This is a genomic window from Candidatus Methylopumilus turicensis (assembly GCF_000953015.1).
Taxonomy (GTDB): Bacteria; Pseudomonadota; Gammaproteobacteria; order Burkholderiales; family Methylophilaceae; genus Methylopumilus_A; species Methylopumilus_A turicensis.
The window spans coordinates 404,337-418,865 of record NZ_LN794158.1; the positions used below are offsets into that span (position 1 = coordinate 404,337).

Consider the following 14,529-nt stretch of genomic DNA (forward strand, 5'->3'; position numbering starts at 1 on the left):
AAAGTTAATAGGACAAACATGTTAAAAAAATCACTCATTGCAGCAATTCTCTCAATTTACGCTGCAAGCGTTTGGGCGGATGAGGCCTCACTCAAAAAAGCCGTTGAAGCGGCTTACCCAAAAATGTCGGTAGAAAGTGTTGTGAAAACGCCCTATGCAGGGCTTTATGAAGTGTATATGAATGGGCAGATTGTCTATACCGATGAAAAGTTTAGTTTCTTGATCGCCGAAGGCCATTTGGTCGATTCAAAAACTAAAAAGGACGTAACGGGTGACCGCATGGCGGATTTGTCTAAAATTGATTTTTCAGCACTGCCTTTGGATCAGGCGATCAAAGTAGTGAAGGGCAATGGAAGTCGAAAAATGGCGGTATTCTCTGATCCGGATTGCCCATTTTGTAAGCGTTTAGAACAAAACGAATTGAGCAATATAACGGATGTGACGATTTACACATTCCTCATGCCATTAGAGCAATTGCATCCGGATGCCGCCAATAAATCCAAAGCTATTTGGTGTGCTGTTGATCGGGCGAAAGCTTGGCAAGATTGGGCACTCAATAGTCAGCTGCCAAAGAAAACAGCGAATTGTGATGTGCCGCTTGAAAAGGTGGCGACTTTAGCGCGTAAGCTTGGTGTGACTAGCACGCCTACCATTTTCTTTGCTGATGGCAAACGCATGTTAGGGGCATATCCTGCGGCGGAAATTGAAAAGGCGTTGGTCCCCTCACCAAAAAAGTAATTCAGTGACTCCATGCTTGGGTTAGGGTAACTTCAACTCAGTTTGTCCCAATAAAAAGGGCTTAAAGCACACGCGTTAAGCCCTTCTTTTGGATAGCTAAAAACTTTAATTACATTTGGCTGATAATTTCATCACCAAACTGCGCGCTACCGACTTGTGTTGCGCCATCCATTTGCGAAGAGAAATCGTGTGTGACGCGTTTCGCACTAATTGCTTTGCCTACGCCTTTAAGCACTAAATCAGCCGCTTCTACCCAGCCTAAATGACGAAGCATCATTTCAGCGGAAAGAATAATCGAGCTTGGGTTGGCAATGTCTTTGCCAGCTATCTTAGGCGCTGTACCATGTGTGGCTTCAAACATCGCAACTGTGTCAGATAAGTTTGCCCCTGGTGCAATCCCAATCCCACCAACCTGAGCTGCAAGGGCGTCGGACATATAGTCGCCGTTTAAGTTAAGCGCTGTGACCACATCATAATCGCTAGGGTGTAACAAGATTTCTTGTAAGAATGCATCAGCGATGCAGTCTTTAATAATGATGCCATTCGGTAGTTTGCACCATGGGCCGCCATCCATCTCAACTGCGCCAAACTCTTGTTTCGCTAATTCATAACCCCAGTCTCTAAAGCCACCTTCGGTGAACTTCATGATATTGCCTTTGTGGGTGATGGTCACCGATTTTCGCTTGTTATCAATCGCATATTGAATCGCTTTGCGAATTAAGCGTTTGCTACCATCAATTGAAACTGGTTTGATGCCAATGGCTGAAGATTCGGGAAAGCGAATTTTTTTACGCATGCCCATGTCGCTCAAGAAAGTGATGACTTTCTCCGCTTCTGGTGTGCCAGCTGCCCATTCAATACCTGCGTAAATATCTTCCGTGTTTTCACGGAAAATCACCATGTCAGTTTTCTCGGGATGCTTCACAGGGCTTGGAACACCATTGAAATATTGAATAGGACGTAAACAAACATACAAATCTAACTCTTGGCGCAATGTCACATTAAGTGAACGAATGCCGCCACCCACTGGGGTCGTCAAAGGGCCTTTGATGGAGATGACATAGTCACGAATGGCCTTCATGGTTTCATCTGGTAACCAAGTATCTTTGTCGTACATCTTCGTGGCTTTTTCGCCAGCAAATACTTCCATCCATGCGATTTTCTTCTGACCGCCGTAAGCTTTTTCTACCGCTGCATCCACGACTTTTTGCATCGGCGGTGTAATATCTACACCAATACCATCTCCCTCAATAAATGGGATAATGGGCTGATTTGGGACATTCAAAGAGTTGTCTGCATTAACGGTGATTTTTTCACCAAAGGTTGGAACTGTGATTTTGGATGACATGCTCAATAGACCCTATGTATTAAAACTTTAAAAATAAAAAACAAAAAACAAAAAACAAAAAACAAAAAACAAAAAACAAAAAACAAAAAACAAATACTTATGTTAATTCTGTTCAATAAGCCCTACGGTGTGGTTTGCCAATTTAGTGCACACGAAAATCACGAAACATTGGCTGATTATATTGCTATCCCAAATGTCTATGCCGCTGGCAGACTCGATACGGATAGCGAAGGTTTGCTTATTTTAACCGATGATGGCGCACTTCAACACCGTGTTTCGCACCCAAAGTATAAAGAAATCAAAACTTATTGGGCGCAAGTCGAGGGTGCTCCTACCCAAGCAGATTTAATGCCACTTTTAAAAGGGGTGGACTTGGGTGATTTTGTGACCGCGCCAGCGCAAGTGAAAGTCATTCCGGAACCCGCTCATTTATGGCCTCGCAATCCGCCCATTCGCGAGCGCAAAGCCATCCCCACCACATGGGTGGAGATTAAAATTTCAGAAGGTAAAAATCGTCAGGTGCGCCGAATGACCGCCAAAGTGGGTTTTCCAACTTTACGATTGATTCGATATGCGATTGGGCAACATACCTTGGATGATTTGCCATTGGGCACTTGGCGGCAAGTCTAGCCTGAAGGTAAATCGCTTATGGTAAACTTACGTCTATTTATTGCGCTCATTAAAGAGAAAATTCATGTCTGGTAATACCATTGGTACTTTATTCACGCTTACGTCATTTGGTGAATCTCACGGCGCTGCTATTGGCGGCGTGGTGGATGGCTGCCCTCCGGGTTTGGAGTTATCGGCAGAAGATTTACAGGTGGATTTGGATAGACGTAAACCAGGCACTTCGCGTCATGTCACGCAACGCAGTGAAGCAGATAGCGTCGAGATTCTCTCAGGTATATTTGAAGGCAAAACCACAGGTGCGCCGATTGGCTTGTTAATTCGCAACACTGACCAGCGCAGTCAAGATTACAGTAAGATTATGGACACTTTCCGTCCTGGCCATGCCGATTACACTTACGCCCAAAAATATGGCATTCGCGATTATCGTGGCGGTGGTCGTTCAAGCGCGCGTGAAACTGCAGTGCGCGTTGCCGCTGGTGCGATTGCTAAAAAATGGTTGAAGCAGCGATATGGCGTGACGATTCGTGCTTACTTGAGTCAACTTGGTGAGATCAATATTCCTTTTGCAAGTTGGGATGACTTACAGCATCCAGACAATAAAATTTTTACGCCGAATATGGCGATGATGCCGGAAATTGAGGCTTATTTGGACAATGTGCGTGCTGAGCGTGATTCAGTTGGTGCAAAGATTGCTGTGATTGCCGAAGGTGTGCCAGTGGGTTGGGGCGAGCCTATCTTTGATCGTTTAGATGCAGAAATTGCTTATGCCATGATGGGTATTAACGCGGTTAAAGGTGTTGAAATCGGGGCAGGTTTTGAGTCTATTGCCCAGCGCGGCAGTGTGCATAGTGATGAACTCACACCAAATGGCTTTGCAACTAACCATGCCGGCGGCATTTTGGGCGGCATTTCTAGCGGCCAAGAAATTCATGTGAATGTGGCTTTCAAGCCAACCTCAAGTATTCCACAAGAGCGCAACTCCATTGATAAAACTGGCCAGCCAGTGCTGATGCAAACCACGGGTCGTCATGATCCGTGCGTCGGTATACGCGCTACGCCTATCGTTGAGGCGATGTTGGCTTTGGTATTAATCGACCATGCGCTTCGCAATCGTGCACAAAATGCTGATGTAAATCCGGGCCTTAAAAACATCTAATTATTTTTATAGGCCTGATATGCAACTCCCTTATTGGCGCCTTTCCGCTTTTTATTTTGCTTACTTCGCATTTGTAGGCTCCTTTTCGCCGTATTGGAGTCTCTATCTAAAATCACTCGCTTTTGCACCATTTCAGATTGCTGTTCTCATGGCTTTGTTTCAAGTGGCGAGAATTTTTGCACCTAGCTTGTGGGGTTGGTTGGCAGACCACCTTGGCAGGCGCGTTGCTATTATTCAATGGCTATCTGCGTTGAGCTTGCTATCGTATGTTGGTGTATTTGTCAGCACAAGCTATGCATGGCTGTTTGCCGTGATGCTGTTGCTCAGCTTCTTTTGGAGCGCATCTCTGCCCTTAATTGAAACCGTTACGCTAGGCCATCTTGGGGATCGCTTTGATAAGTACGGACATATCCGTATGTGGGGTTCGATAGGCTTTATCGTTGCGGTGATTGGTCTTGGCTATTTATTGGATATCTACAATATTCGTTTATTGCTGTGGGCGGTGCTCGGCATGATGGTAGCGGTCTTGGTGTTCTCTCGCAATATTCCAGAGCCAATAATAGAGCCGCATCATACGGATGATCGCTCTATTTGGGCGATTATGCGTCAGCGCGAAGTGTTGGCCTTGTTAGCGGCTTGTTTCATGATGGCAGCCGCGCATGGCGTGTATTACACCTTTTACTCTATCTACTTGGTTGATCATGGCTACAGTAAAGCAAATGTTGGTTTGTTGTGGGCCTTGGGAGTCATCGCTGAGATTTTGATTTTCTTGTGGATGCCTAAACTCACCAAGCGCTTTGGCCTAAAGAATATTTTACTCGTCAGCTTATTCATTGCCTTCGTGCGCTTTAATTTAATTGGCTGGGCGGTGGATTGGTGGTGGATCGTATTGTTTGCACAAGTTTTGCATGCTGCTACTTTTGGTTCTTATCATGCCGCCGCAGTGGCGATGACGCATCAGCACTTCAAAGGTCGTCATCAATCAAAAGGGCAGGGGCTTTACACCAGCGTTTCTTATGGCATGGGCGGCACTTTTGGTGGTTTGGTGAGTGGTTATGCTTGGGAGGCGTTAGGATCTAGTTGGACGTTCACCATTTCGGGTATCTTTGGCTTGCTGGGTTGTTTGTTCTTTATTTGGGTGATGCCAAAAAAAGCGAAGCTCTAAATTAAAAAAGCCAGTTCAATTGAACTGGCTTTTTTAATGCTGAAAATTAGTTAAACGCGTTTATCTTTTTCAATTAATGCATAAGCCGAATGATTGTGAATAGACTCGAAGTTTTCCGACTCCACAACAAACATATCAATACGTTTTTCATTATTCAAAACCGCGGCAACATCGCGCACCATGTCTTCTACAAACTTAGGATTGTCATAAGCCCGCTCAGTGACAAATTTTTCGTCTGGGCGTTTGAGTAGGCCATAAAGCTCGCAAGAGGCTTGTTCTTCGACCATGCGAATAATGTCTTCTACCCAAATAAAGTCGTTAATCAGTGCAGTGACTGTGACGTGTGAGCGTTGGTTGTGCGCGCCGTAGTCTGAAATCTTTTTAGAGCATGGACAAAGGCTAGTCACTGGCACCAATACTTTAACGGTAATGTCGAATTTACCTTGTTTGATTTCGCCGATAAATGTCACTTCGTAATCAAGTAGACTTTGTACGCCAGATATAGGCGCCGCTTTATTCACAAAGTAAGGGAAGGTCATTTGCACATAGCCCGATTCGGCTTCCAAGCGCTTCACCATTTCTTGCAAGATCGATTCAAAAGAATCCACTGAAATTTCACGTTCATTCATGTTGAGAATCTCAACAAAGCGCGACATGTGCGTGCCTTTGAAATTGTGTGGTAAATGCACGTACATATCAAACATGGCAACAGTGTGCTGAACACCGCCTGTTTTGTCTTTCACCTTCACAGGGTGGCGGATAGATTTAATGCCTACTTTATCAATGGCCAAATGACGAACATCAGGCGTATTTTGAACATCTTCAATAGGTAGGTTGTTGTCTTGGCTCATTGGGTTCCTGTATTTATGAATGTTTATTGCTAATACTTGAGTATATCACTCGGTTAATTTTTTCTCAATTGAGGTCACGATGCCCTCACTATCAAGACCGCATTCTGCCAACATGGTTTCATGCACGCCATGTTCAATAAAGCTGTCGGGCAAGCCAAGGCATAGCATTGGTGTTGTCATGTTCATTGCTTGCATGGCCTCCATCACTGCCGCACCTGCCCCGCCCATGATGGCGTTTTCTTCAATGGTCACGATGAGGTCGTGGCTACTTGCTAGGCTTTTTACTAACGCAATATCTAAAGGTTTAACAAAGCGCATATTGGCTACCGTTGCATCGAGCTTTTCTGCGGCGGTAAGTGCAGGTGACAGCATGCTGCCAAAAGCCAAAATAGCCACTTTTTTGCCTTGACGACGGACTTCGCCTTTACCAATTGGTAAAACGCTAAGGTCGTTTTGAATGGCAGCACCTGGGCCGCCGCCGCGCGGGTAACGCACCGCGCTTGGACCATCATGATGAAATGCGGTTGTCAGCATTTGACGGCACTCTTGCTCATCGCTCGGCGTCATCACGATCATATTGGGGATGCAGCGTAAGAAGCTTAAATCAAAGCTGCCTGCATGGGTCGGACCATCAGCGCCTACCAAGCCCGCACGATCAATCGCGAATACGACAGGCAAGTTCTGTAGCGCAATATCATGGATGAGCTGGTCGTATGCCCGTTGTAAAAATGTAGAGTAAATCGCGACAACAGGTTTTAAGCCATCGCAAGCCATGCCCGCGGCAAAGGTCAGTGCGTGTTGTTCGGCAATACCTACATCGTAAAACCGTTTTGGATAGGCTGCGGCAAAGTCATTCATACCTGAGCCATCGCACATGGCGGGCGTAATGCCGATTAAGCGCTCATCGCTTGCCGCCATGTCAACCAGCCAATCGCTAAATACTTGGGTGTAAGTCTTTTTGCTTGAAGTGCTAATCGCACAGCCATTTTCAGGGTTGAATTTCCCAACGCCATGAAACTTGCCAGGCTCGTTTTCAGCAGGTGCATAACCCCGGCCTTTTTCAGTCACGATATGTAAGAATTGCGGGCCTTGTAGATGCTTGATATTGCTTAGCGTGCTGACCAAAGTGTCGAGATTGTGACCGTCAATTGGCCCAATATAATTGAAGCCAAATTCTTCAAATAGCGTGCTTGGGGTCACCATGCCTTTAACGTGCTCTTCTGCGCGCTTGGCAAATTCCAATACTGGCGGCATCACACCAAGCACGCGCTCGCCAGACTTGCGGACTTTTGTATAAAGGCTTCCTGAAAGTAGTTTGGCTAAGTAGTTTTGCAACGCACCAACATTTGGTGAAATCGACATGTCGTTATCGTTCAAAATCACCAGTAAGTTTGCGTCCATTGCGCCCGCATTGTTCAGTGCTTCAAATGCCATACCTGCTGTCATCGCGCCGTCACCAATGATTGCGACTGCACGGCGATCAGAACCTGTTTGTTGCGCAGCAATCGCCATGCCGAGTGCGGCAGAAATAGACGTGCTAGAGTGACCCGTGCCGAAAGTATCAAATACACTTTCGTCTCGACGCGGAAATCCTGCGATGCCGCCAGGTTTGCGTAAGTTGCTCATCGCATCACGACGACCGGTTAAAATTTTGTGTGGATAAGTTTGATGGCCAACATCCCACACCAATCGATCTTCTGGGGTGTTGAATACATAATGCAAGGCAATGGTTAACTCCACCACGCCAAGGTTTGAGGATAAATGCCCGCCGGTTTGCGAGACGCTTTCTACTACAAACGCACGCAACTCTTGCGCAAGCTCTGGCAATTGTTTGCGCGATAATTGGCGCAACTGCTCAGGCATTTTAACGCGATCGAGTAAAGGGTAATCAGCCGTCATTAAAAGCCTCGTTGGGTAATAAATTGGGCAAGCTGAACCAGCCTTGCTGCCTCAAGGCCGTAAGCGTTAAGCGGCTCAATTGCCGCTGCGTAAAGTTCTTGCGCCAGGCTTTTGGCACGGGCCAAACCCAGAATAGTTACATAAGTTGGCTTGTTGCTATCCGCATCTTTGCCTGCAGTTTTGCCCAATGTAGCGGTGTCCGCTTCGGCATCTAAAATGTCATCGACCACCTGAAAAGCAAGACCAATTGATTGTGCATAATGATCAATGGCGGCAATGCGTTTTTCATCTATGGTATTTGCGCTAGAGGCTCCGAGTAAAGCTGCGGCACGAATTAGCGCCCCCGTTTTGTGGATGTGCATATGCTCAAGTTCAGTTTGCGTCAGCGTTTGACCAACGCTGGCTAAATCAATGGCTTGACCGCCTGCCATCCATGCACGGCATATCGTCATGCACCAATGAGTAAGCATGAATCATCTCAACGGCAATGGCGGCTTGATCAATCTTATTGGCATCCGCGCCGCAAAACTCGCCTGCGGCATGAGCCAATAAAGCGCGAACGCGTTTGCCCCCCCCCCAGGGTTGCATAGCGCATCGCTTCGTGTAGTTGATTTGGGATGATGCTCACGGCTGGCAGTGCTTGATCCAAAGCCTGTTCAGTGCGTTGCTGGATGGCGCTTGCCCATCCTTGAAAGTCATTGTGCAAGTCCATGTTAATCGTGGTCTTGGTAAGCCTGTAGTGATTGGGATTTGCCGTCATCACTCAATATGCGTACTTGTTGTTCAACGTCTGCCAAAGTTTTTTGGCAGTGATGCAATAGCATGGTGCCCCGCTTAAATGCGGCCAGGGTATCTTGCAAAGGCAATTGATTGGATTCCATTTGTCTGACGATACTTTCAAGCTCAGTTACTGCGGCTTCAAACGTCAGCTCAAGGGATTCGGCACTAGTTTCTGTGAGATCTTTAATCATATGACATTTTAACCTATTCGGCTCTAAAAACCTTGTTTAGAAAGCGTGAAATATCATCAATCTCCTCGGCGCATACAGAATGCGCCATTGGATATTCATGCCATTCGAGAGGGTAGTCTAGGCTTTCTAATAGGCGCCGTGAAACCAAGCAAGTGTCTAAGGTAATGATGCTATCAAAACGGCCATGCGCCATCAAAATTGGCATATTTTTGTTTGCAGCGGTGGCCTCTTCGAAGAGTTTCTCTTTGAGCGACACATAAGTAGAGAGCGCCAATACGCCCGCCAGCCTTGTTGGATAGCGAAGTGCAGTAAATAAGGCCATCGCTCCGCCCTGTGAAAAGCCTGCCAGCACGATGTTTTTCTCACTCACGCCCTGCGCCACCTCATTCGCAATGATGGCTTCGATACTTTTTTGCATGTCACGCATGCCCGCTTCGTCTTGCTGATGTTGCAAGCTGAGACCAAATAAATCAAACCAAGCGCGCATTTCATACCCATTGTTCATGGTGATCGCTTTGTGCGGGGCATGCGGAAAAATAAAGCGAGTATTGGGTGAGTCTAGTTCAGGCACAATCGGCGCAAAATCATGGCCATCGGCGCCCAAGCCATGGAGCCAAATGACACTATGTTTGATTGGCTGAGATGTTTCGATGATGATGGTTTCGAGTGCAGACATAGCGTTGCTTAAATCTGAAAAGAGTGAGGCTTGTATTTTGGCACTTCTAAGCAGTCTTAGGAAATAAAAAAAGCCCCAACAACTCGGGGCTTTTTAAGTGCCTGAAACGCTTAGCGAAAATTATTTAGCTTCGGCCAATGCTTTTAGTGCGGGTAAACCTGCATCAAATACACCGGTCACTGCTTTCACCGCAGATTCATCATCTTGGCCCGCAGGGATTGGTGGGTTGAGTTTGTACACACGGTAGAAGCGCGCCATCCAAACCACAGTGGTTTCACCAGCACCAGGACCTGCCTTCACTGTCATTTTTGCGTTGTAATCTGCTACTGGTAATACACCAGAGACGATTTCATATTTTAGTTGCATGTCTTTGTCGTCAGAACTACGTAGTTTTTCATAGATTGTGCCACCGGCTTTTAATGTCAATGTGCGGTAAGTTTGCATGTCGCCATTTTCATCTTTTTTGCTTTCTAGCTTGGTGCTAGCGACTGCGGGATGCCATTTTTGCAAGTTGCCGAAATCTTTGACCAAAGCCCAAACTTTCGCTGGATCTGCTTTGATGACAATTTCTTTTTCTACTTTTTGTGGGCTTGGGCCATGCGCTGCCGCAGTTAGCGGCAACAAAGCCATAGCGATAAGGGCGATTACGTTTTTCATGCGAATTTCTCCAAAAATAAATGATATTGCTTAATCAAGCTTGCTACTTTTAACGCTAAAAACAACCAAAATACTGCAAAAAACTTAACTTAGCACTCTACCTAAATTTAGCCTTTTTTACGATATTTTTTGATGAAAAACCCGTTATTTAATGATTGAAGGGAGGATGAACTGACCGAAAGCGCGGCTTTTATCGCCGGTTTTTATTTGGGTGATAAGCTTGTACGTTTGCCCATCAATCACACTCACTTGGTTGCTTGCCCAATTGGCCACGTAAATTTGGCCGGATTGCTCGTCAACACTGATGCCCTCTGGCACTTCTCCCACTTTAATCGTGGCAATGAGTTGTTTTTTTGCTAATTCAATGATGGATACGCTATCGTCTTGGGTGTTTGTGACTAGTAAAAATAAGCCATCCTTACTTGGGGTGACGCAGTATGGGTGCTCACCTACACGAATGCTTTCACTTTTGAAGTTAGTGGTATTGATGATTGAGACAGAATTGCTAAAAACATTAACAACATAAAGCTCAGTGCCACTTTTGTTCAGTGCCAAACCAAAAGGATGTTTGCCAACGGGGATGCGTTGGCTAATTTGACGAGTGGTGGTGTTGATGACGGCGATATCATTGCTATCACGATTGGCAATGTAGAGACTTTTTCCATCAGGGCTGATCACCATGCCGGCAGGTGCTTTGCCGCTTTTGATTTCTGCTTGCGCTTTCATGCTCATTGCATCGAATAGATAAATACGATCTTCGGTCCAATCGGCCACATACAATGTCTTGTTGTCTGGTGAAGCTAACAGGCCTACCGGAGAGCCTTTAATTGGATAGGTACTTATCAATTTGTTTTTTTGGGTATCGATCACTGAAACGCTTTGACCATCCACATTTGAAATGTAAGCACGATGATTGATGGCTGACACAGCGACGCCAACCGGCTTCAATCCCACCTTAATGGTGCTGACGACTTGGTTAGTCGTGGTATCAATGACCGATACAGTGTTATCGCCTTGATTAGTAATGTATGCCATGCCAGCAATAGAAGGGCAGACATGACTGAGCATCAATAAGGCGAAGATGGTAGTCTCTAATATGAGTTTAGGAGATTTCAATTGGATTGCTTAATGAGATTGAATAGTTTTCATTTTAACGCTTATTTAGTTTATTTAACGTGCTTGTTTTGATCAGGTTGACTCAAAAAAGTGAAGAGAAAATTAAAGGACGGTTTATCCCTTTGTTAAGAAGCTAATTCATGTTTTATAAGGCCGATATTGAAACGATGCCTTTCAATATGTGGCGAAGTATGAAAAAATTACACTAAATTATTTAGGTTGTTTGTGATGATAGATCGCGATGGATATCGCCCGAACGTTGGCATTATTATTAGTAATGCCAACAATCAGGTTTTTTGGGGTAAACGCATCCGCGAACACTCTTGGCAGTTTCCGCAAGGTGGCATTAAGCAAGGCGAAAGCCCTGAAGAGGCCATGTACCGAGAGCTGATGGAAGAGGTCGGCTTACGTCCCGAGCATGTCAAAATTCTTGGTCGCACACGCGACTGGTTGCGTTACGACGTGCCGACCAGCTGGATTAAGCGTGAGTGGCGAGGCAGTTATAAAGGCCAAAAGCAAATTTGGTTTTTATTGCGTTTAGTTGGACGCGATACGGATGTGTCGCTTCGTGCAACACCGCATCCTGAATTTGATGCATGGCGCTGGAGTGAGTATTGGGTGCCCATGGAAAGTGTGATTGATTTTAAGCGTGATGTGTATCGTTTAGCGCTCAATGAACTGGCGGTTTATTTGGGGGGTAGTGATCGCACAAAACAGCGCGCACAAAATGATCACTCAATGACCGAGTAGATTCCGATCATTAAAATTAAAAGCCGCTTAATCGCGGCTTTTTTGTTGCTTAGGGATGGATCAGCTAAAGCTTTTGCTTAGCTGATTACGCCATCCGCCATTTTTTCACCAAGCTTAATGGACTTGGCTGCTTTCCATGCGTTATTAAAGCTGAGCGTGTTTTCTGGAAACAACATCACCACGGTTGAGCCGAGTAAAAAGCGGCCCATTTCTTCGCCTTGTTTAAGTGTGATGCTTTGGTTTTCGTAAGTCCACGTAGTGATACGGCCTACTCGCGGTGGGTTAATCATCCCATGCCAAACCGTCGCCATGCTTCCCACGATGGTTGCGCCAACTAAAATTAGTACAAAAGTCCCGTGTGCTGAATCAAACTCACAAATCACCCGTTCGTTTCTTGCAAATAAACCTGGTACGCCTTGTGCTGTGGTTGGATTGACTGAAAATAAATCGCCTGGCACATAAGTCATGCTTTTTAGCGTGCCATCGCATGGCATGTGAATACGGTGATAGTCTTTGGGACTTAAATAAAGCGTGGCGAAGTGACCATGTTGAAAACTAGCGGCGAGTTTTTTATCGCCAGCAAGCATCGCAAGTGTCGAGTAATGATGGCCTTTGGCCTGAAAGATTTGGTCGGCTTCAATGTTGCCAAATTGGCTAATCGCACCATCAACTGGGCTGATGAAGTCAGCTTTAGCGATCTGTCTTGCACCTTTTTTTAATGGGCGCGTAAAAAACTCGTTAAAACTTTCGTAAGCTGCAATATTGGGTTCGGCCGCTTCTGCCATATTGACTTGGTAGCGCTTTACAAACCATTTAATCACAGCAGTCGTTAGCTTACCTGCTTTGGCTGAGGCGAGTTTTCCCGCCAATGCTGTAATCGCTTGTTTTGGAATTAGGTATTGCGGTAAAACTTTTAATTGATTGCGCACATAAATCTCAGCTGTATAAAAGTAAAAAGGGCAAGGTGTTATCACCTTGCCCTTCTATTTTAAGCGATTAACGCTTAATACGTGCCTAAATTAGTTTTTAGATTGATCAACTAATTTGTTTTTAGCGATCCAAGGCATCATAGAACGTAATTGGCCGCCCACTTTTTCGATTGGGTGCATCGCGTTCAAACGACGACGTGCTGTCATTTCTGGATAATTTGTACGGCCTTCCAAGATGAATTTCTTAGCATACTCACCGTTTTGGATGTTTTCCAACGCTTCTTTCATTGCCCAACGTGATTCATCGTTAATCACTTTAGGGCCAGTCACGTATTCGCCGTATTCAGCGTTGTTTGAGATTGAGTAGTTCATGTTCGCGATACCACCTTCGTACATCAAGTCCACAATCAATTTCAATTCGTGCAAGCATTCGAAGTATGCCATTTCAGGTGCGTAACCAGCTTCAACCAAAGTTTCGAAACCTGCTTTCACCAATTCAACAGCACCACCGCACAACACAGCTTGTTCGCCGAACAAGTCTGTTTCTGTTTCTTCGCGGAAATCAGTTTCAATCACGCCACCTTTAGTGCCGCCATTAGCTGCAGCGTATGACAATGCGATATCTTTTGCTTTGCCTGATGCGTCTTGGTAAACAGCGATGAGTGAAGGAACGCCGCCGCCTTTAAGGTACTCAGAACGCACTGTATGGCCTGGGCCTTTTGGTGCAATCATGATCACGTCCATATCTTGGCGTGGCACGATTTGGTTGTAATGAATGTTAAAGCCGTGAGCAAATGCTAATGCTGCGCCTTTTTTCAAGTTCGCTGCCACTTCTGCTTCGTAAATTTGCGCCATGTTTTCATCTGGCAATAAAAGCATTACAACGTCAGCAGTTTTAACTGCGTCAGCGATTTCAGCCACGTTGTGGCCAGCTGCTTGCGCTTTCGACCATGAGCTGCCTTCTTTGCGGATACCAACTGTGACATTAACGCCAGAGTCTTTTAAGTTTTGTGCGTGTGCATGACCTTGTGAACCGTAACCAACGATGGTTACTTTAAGGTTCTTAATGATGGAGAGGTCAGCGTCTTTATCGTAATAAACTTTCATTTTTTTGCCTTTCGGTGCTTTTTGCTTAGGTGATATTAAATAATTAAACTTTTAAAATTCTGTCGCCGCGACCAATGCCTGAGGCGCCTGTGCGCACAGTTTCTAGAATAACGGTTTTATCCAGTGCTTCTAAAAAAGCATCTAGTTTTGAGCCAGAACCAGTGAGTTCGATGGTGTAACTGCCATCTGCTACGTCAATAATACGACCACGGAAAATATCGCTAATACGCTTCATTTCTTCGCGCAATGCGCCAGTGGCTTTGACCTTGACCAACATCAGCTCGCGTTGGATATAGCGGCCATCATTCAGGTCTAGGACTTTTACAACATCGACCAGCTTGTTGAGCTGTTTGATGATTTGCTCGATTACCTCATCCGATCCGGATGTGACAATCGTCATGCGTGACAAGGTAGCGTCTTCAGTTGGCGCTACTGTCAGGGATTCAATATTGTAAGCACGTGCTGAGAACAAACCGGCCACGCGAGAGAGGGCGCCCGCTTCGTTTTCCATGAGTAGAGAAATAATATGTTTCATC

General features: G+C 45.6%; 15 protein-coding genes and 1 pseudogene. 5 read left to right on the forward strand and 11 right to left on the reverse strand.

What is annotated here, in order from left to right; translation table 11 throughout:
* The first annotated feature begins 18 nt into the window (after nucleotides 1-18).
* Complete coding sequence (locus tag BN1209_RS02195; RefSeq protein WP_045750753.1) at nucleotides 19-738, forward strand: DsbC family protein; 720 nt, start codon at nucleotides 19-21, stop codon at nucleotides 736-738.
* 109 nt (nucleotides 739-847) lie between these two features.
* Here BN1209_RS02195 and icd read toward each other — a convergent pair whose 3' ends face one another.
* On the reverse strand, nucleotides 848-2,086 hold the full coding sequence (icd, locus tag BN1209_RS02200) for an NADP-dependent isocitrate dehydrogenase (protein WP_045750754.1): 1,239 nt from the start codon (nucleotides 2,084-2,086) through the stop codon (nucleotides 848-850).
* Nucleotides 2,087-2,185: 99 nt separating this feature from the next.
* Between icd and BN1209_RS02205 the strand changes: the two genes are divergently transcribed.
* The 3 genes from BN1209_RS02205 to BN1209_RS02215 all read left to right on the forward strand — a co-directional run bounded on the left by BN1209_RS02205 (nucleotide 2,186) and on the right by BN1209_RS02215 (nucleotide 5,037).
* Entirely contained in the window at nucleotides 2,186-2,716 is a 531-nt protein-coding gene (locus tag BN1209_RS02205) for a pseudouridine synthase (RefSeq protein ID WP_045750755.1), read from the forward strand.
* Between the two features lie 64 nt (nucleotides 2,717-2,780).
* Entirely contained in the window at nucleotides 2,781-3,872 is a 1,092-nt protein-coding gene (gene aroC, locus BN1209_RS02210; RefSeq protein ID WP_045750756.1) for a chorismate synthase, read from the forward strand.
* Nucleotides 3,873-3,891: 19 nt separating this feature from the next.
* Complete coding sequence (locus BN1209_RS02215; protein WP_045750757.1) at nucleotides 3,892-5,037, forward strand: MFS transporter; 1,146 nt, start codon at nucleotides 3,892-3,894, stop codon at nucleotides 5,035-5,037.
* 50 nt (nucleotides 5,038-5,087) lie between these two features.
* Here the strand turns inward: BN1209_RS02215 and folE2 are convergent, their stop codons facing one another.
* The 7 genes and pseudogenes from folE2 to BN1209_RS02250 form a co-directional block, all read right to left on the reverse strand.
* Nucleotides 5,088-5,888 (reverse strand): GTP cyclohydrolase FolE2, encoded by an 801-nt coding sequence (gene folE2 / locus BN1209_RS02220; protein WP_045750758.1) that lies wholly within the window; start codon nucleotides 5,886-5,888, stop codon nucleotides 5,088-5,090.
* Between the two features lie 45 nt (nucleotides 5,889-5,933).
* A complete protein-coding gene (gene dxs / locus BN1209_RS02225) occupies nucleotides 5,934-7,787 on the reverse strand; it encodes a 1-deoxy-D-xylulose-5-phosphate synthase (protein WP_045750759.1) in 1,854 nt (617 codons plus the stop codon).
* Nucleotides 7,787-8,499, reverse strand: a pseudogene (locus BN1209_RS02230) (polyprenyl synthetase family protein). The gene dxs and the pseudogene BN1209_RS02230 overlap by 1 nt, the downstream one beginning before the upstream one ends.
* 1 nt (nucleotide 8,500) lies before the next feature.
* Nucleotides 8,501-8,758: an exodeoxyribonuclease VII small subunit gene (xseB, locus tag BN1209_RS02235; protein WP_045750760.1), complete on the reverse strand. Its 258-nt coding sequence runs from the start codon at nucleotides 8,756-8,758 to the stop codon at nucleotides 8,501-8,503.
* A gap of 13 nt (nucleotides 8,759-8,771) precedes the next feature.
* Nucleotides 8,772-9,434 (reverse strand): alpha/beta hydrolase, encoded by a 663-nt coding sequence (locus tag BN1209_RS02240; protein WP_045750761.1) that lies wholly within the window; start codon nucleotides 9,432-9,434, stop codon nucleotides 8,772-8,774.
* Nucleotides 9,435-9,554: 120 nt separating this feature from the next.
* Nucleotides 9,555-10,091: an SRPBCC family protein gene (locus tag BN1209_RS02245; RefSeq protein ID WP_045750762.1), complete on the reverse strand. Its 537-nt coding sequence runs from the start codon at nucleotides 10,089-10,091 to the stop codon at nucleotides 9,555-9,557.
* 144 nt (nucleotides 10,092-10,235) lie between these two features.
* A complete protein-coding gene (locus tag BN1209_RS02250; RefSeq protein ID WP_231855145.1) occupies nucleotides 10,236-11,207 on the reverse strand; it encodes a YncE family protein in 972 nt (323 codons plus the stop codon).
* A gap of 228 nt (nucleotides 11,208-11,435) precedes the next feature.
* Here BN1209_RS02250 and BN1209_RS02255 point away from each other — a divergent pair, with 228 nt between their 5' ends.
* Nucleotides 11,436-11,957, forward strand: coding sequence for an RNA pyrophosphohydrolase (locus BN1209_RS02255; protein WP_045750763.1), 522 nt, complete (start codon nucleotides 11,436-11,438; stop codon nucleotides 11,955-11,957).
* Between the two features lie 77 nt (nucleotides 11,958-12,034).
* Here the strand turns inward: BN1209_RS02255 and asd are convergent, their stop codons facing one another.
* The 3 genes from asd to ilvN form a co-directional block, all read right to left on the reverse strand.
* A complete protein-coding gene (gene asd / locus BN1209_RS02260) occupies nucleotides 12,035-12,886 on the reverse strand; it encodes an archaetidylserine decarboxylase (RefSeq protein ID WP_045751911.1) in 852 nt (283 codons plus the stop codon).
* Nucleotides 12,887-12,976: 90 nt separating this feature from the next.
* The gene (gene ilvC, locus BN1209_RS02265) at nucleotides 12,977-13,993 is read right to left on the reverse strand and encodes a ketol-acid reductoisomerase (protein ID WP_045750764.1); all 1,017 of its coding nucleotides are present in this window, start codon (nucleotides 13,991-13,993) and stop codon (nucleotides 12,977-12,979) included.
* A 43-nt stretch (nucleotides 13,994-14,036) separates the two neighbouring features.
* Complete coding sequence (gene ilvN / locus BN1209_RS02270) at nucleotides 14,037-14,528, reverse strand: acetolactate synthase small subunit (RefSeq protein WP_045750765.1); 492 nt, start codon at nucleotides 14,526-14,528, stop codon at nucleotides 14,037-14,039.
* Between the last annotated feature and the right edge of the window lies 1 nt (nucleotide 14,529).

What these genes read in the sequence shown, in the direction of transcription:
- xseB (WP_045750760.1), bottom strand. Translation starts at nt 8,758, where the DNA reads ATGATTAAAGATCTCACAGAAACTAGTGCCGAATCCCTTGAGCTGACG.
- icd (WP_045750754.1), bottom strand. Translation starts at nt 2,086, where the DNA reads ATGTCATCCAAAATCACAGTTCCAACCTTTGGTGAAAAAATCACCGTT.
- BN1209_RS02195 (WP_045750753.1), top strand. Translation starts at nt 19, where the DNA reads ATGTTAAAAAAATCACTCATTGCAGCAATTCTCTCAATTTACGCTGCA.
- ilvC (WP_045750764.1), bottom strand. Translation starts at nt 13,993, where the DNA reads ATGAAAGTTTATTACGATAAAGACGCTGACCTCTCCATCATTAAGAAC.
- ilvN (WP_045750765.1), bottom strand. Translation starts at nt 14,528, where the DNA reads ATGAAACATATTATTTCTCTACTCATGGAAAACGAAGCGGGCGCCCTC.
- BN1209_RS02245 (WP_045750762.1), bottom strand. Translation starts at nt 10,091, where the DNA reads ATGAAAAACGTAATCGCCCTTATCGCTATGGCTTTGTTGCCGCTAACT.
- dxs (WP_045750759.1), bottom strand. Translation starts at nt 7,787, where the DNA reads ATGACGGCTGATTACCCTTTACTCGATCGCGTTAAAATGCCTGAGCAG.
- BN1209_RS02205 (WP_045750755.1), top strand. Translation starts at nt 2,186, where the DNA reads ATGTTAATTCTGTTCAATAAGCCCTACGGTGTGGTTTGCCAATTTAGT.
- folE2 (WP_045750758.1), bottom strand. Translation starts at nt 5,888, where the DNA reads ATGAGCCAAGACAACAACCTACCTATTGAAGATGTTCAAAATACGCCT.
- BN1209_RS02240 (WP_045750761.1), bottom strand. Translation starts at nt 9,434, where the DNA reads ATGTCTGCACTCGAAACCATCATCATCGAAACATCTCAGCCAATCAAA.
- BN1209_RS02255 (WP_045750763.1), top strand. Translation starts at nt 11,436, where the DNA reads ATGATAGATCGCGATGGATATCGCCCGAACGTTGGCATTATTATTAGT.
- BN1209_RS02215 (WP_045750757.1), top strand. Translation starts at nt 3,892, where the DNA reads ATGCAACTCCCTTATTGGCGCCTTTCCGCTTTTTATTTTGCTTACTTC.
- aroC (WP_045750756.1), top strand. Translation starts at nt 2,781, where the DNA reads ATGTCTGGTAATACCATTGGTACTTTATTCACGCTTACGTCATTTGGT.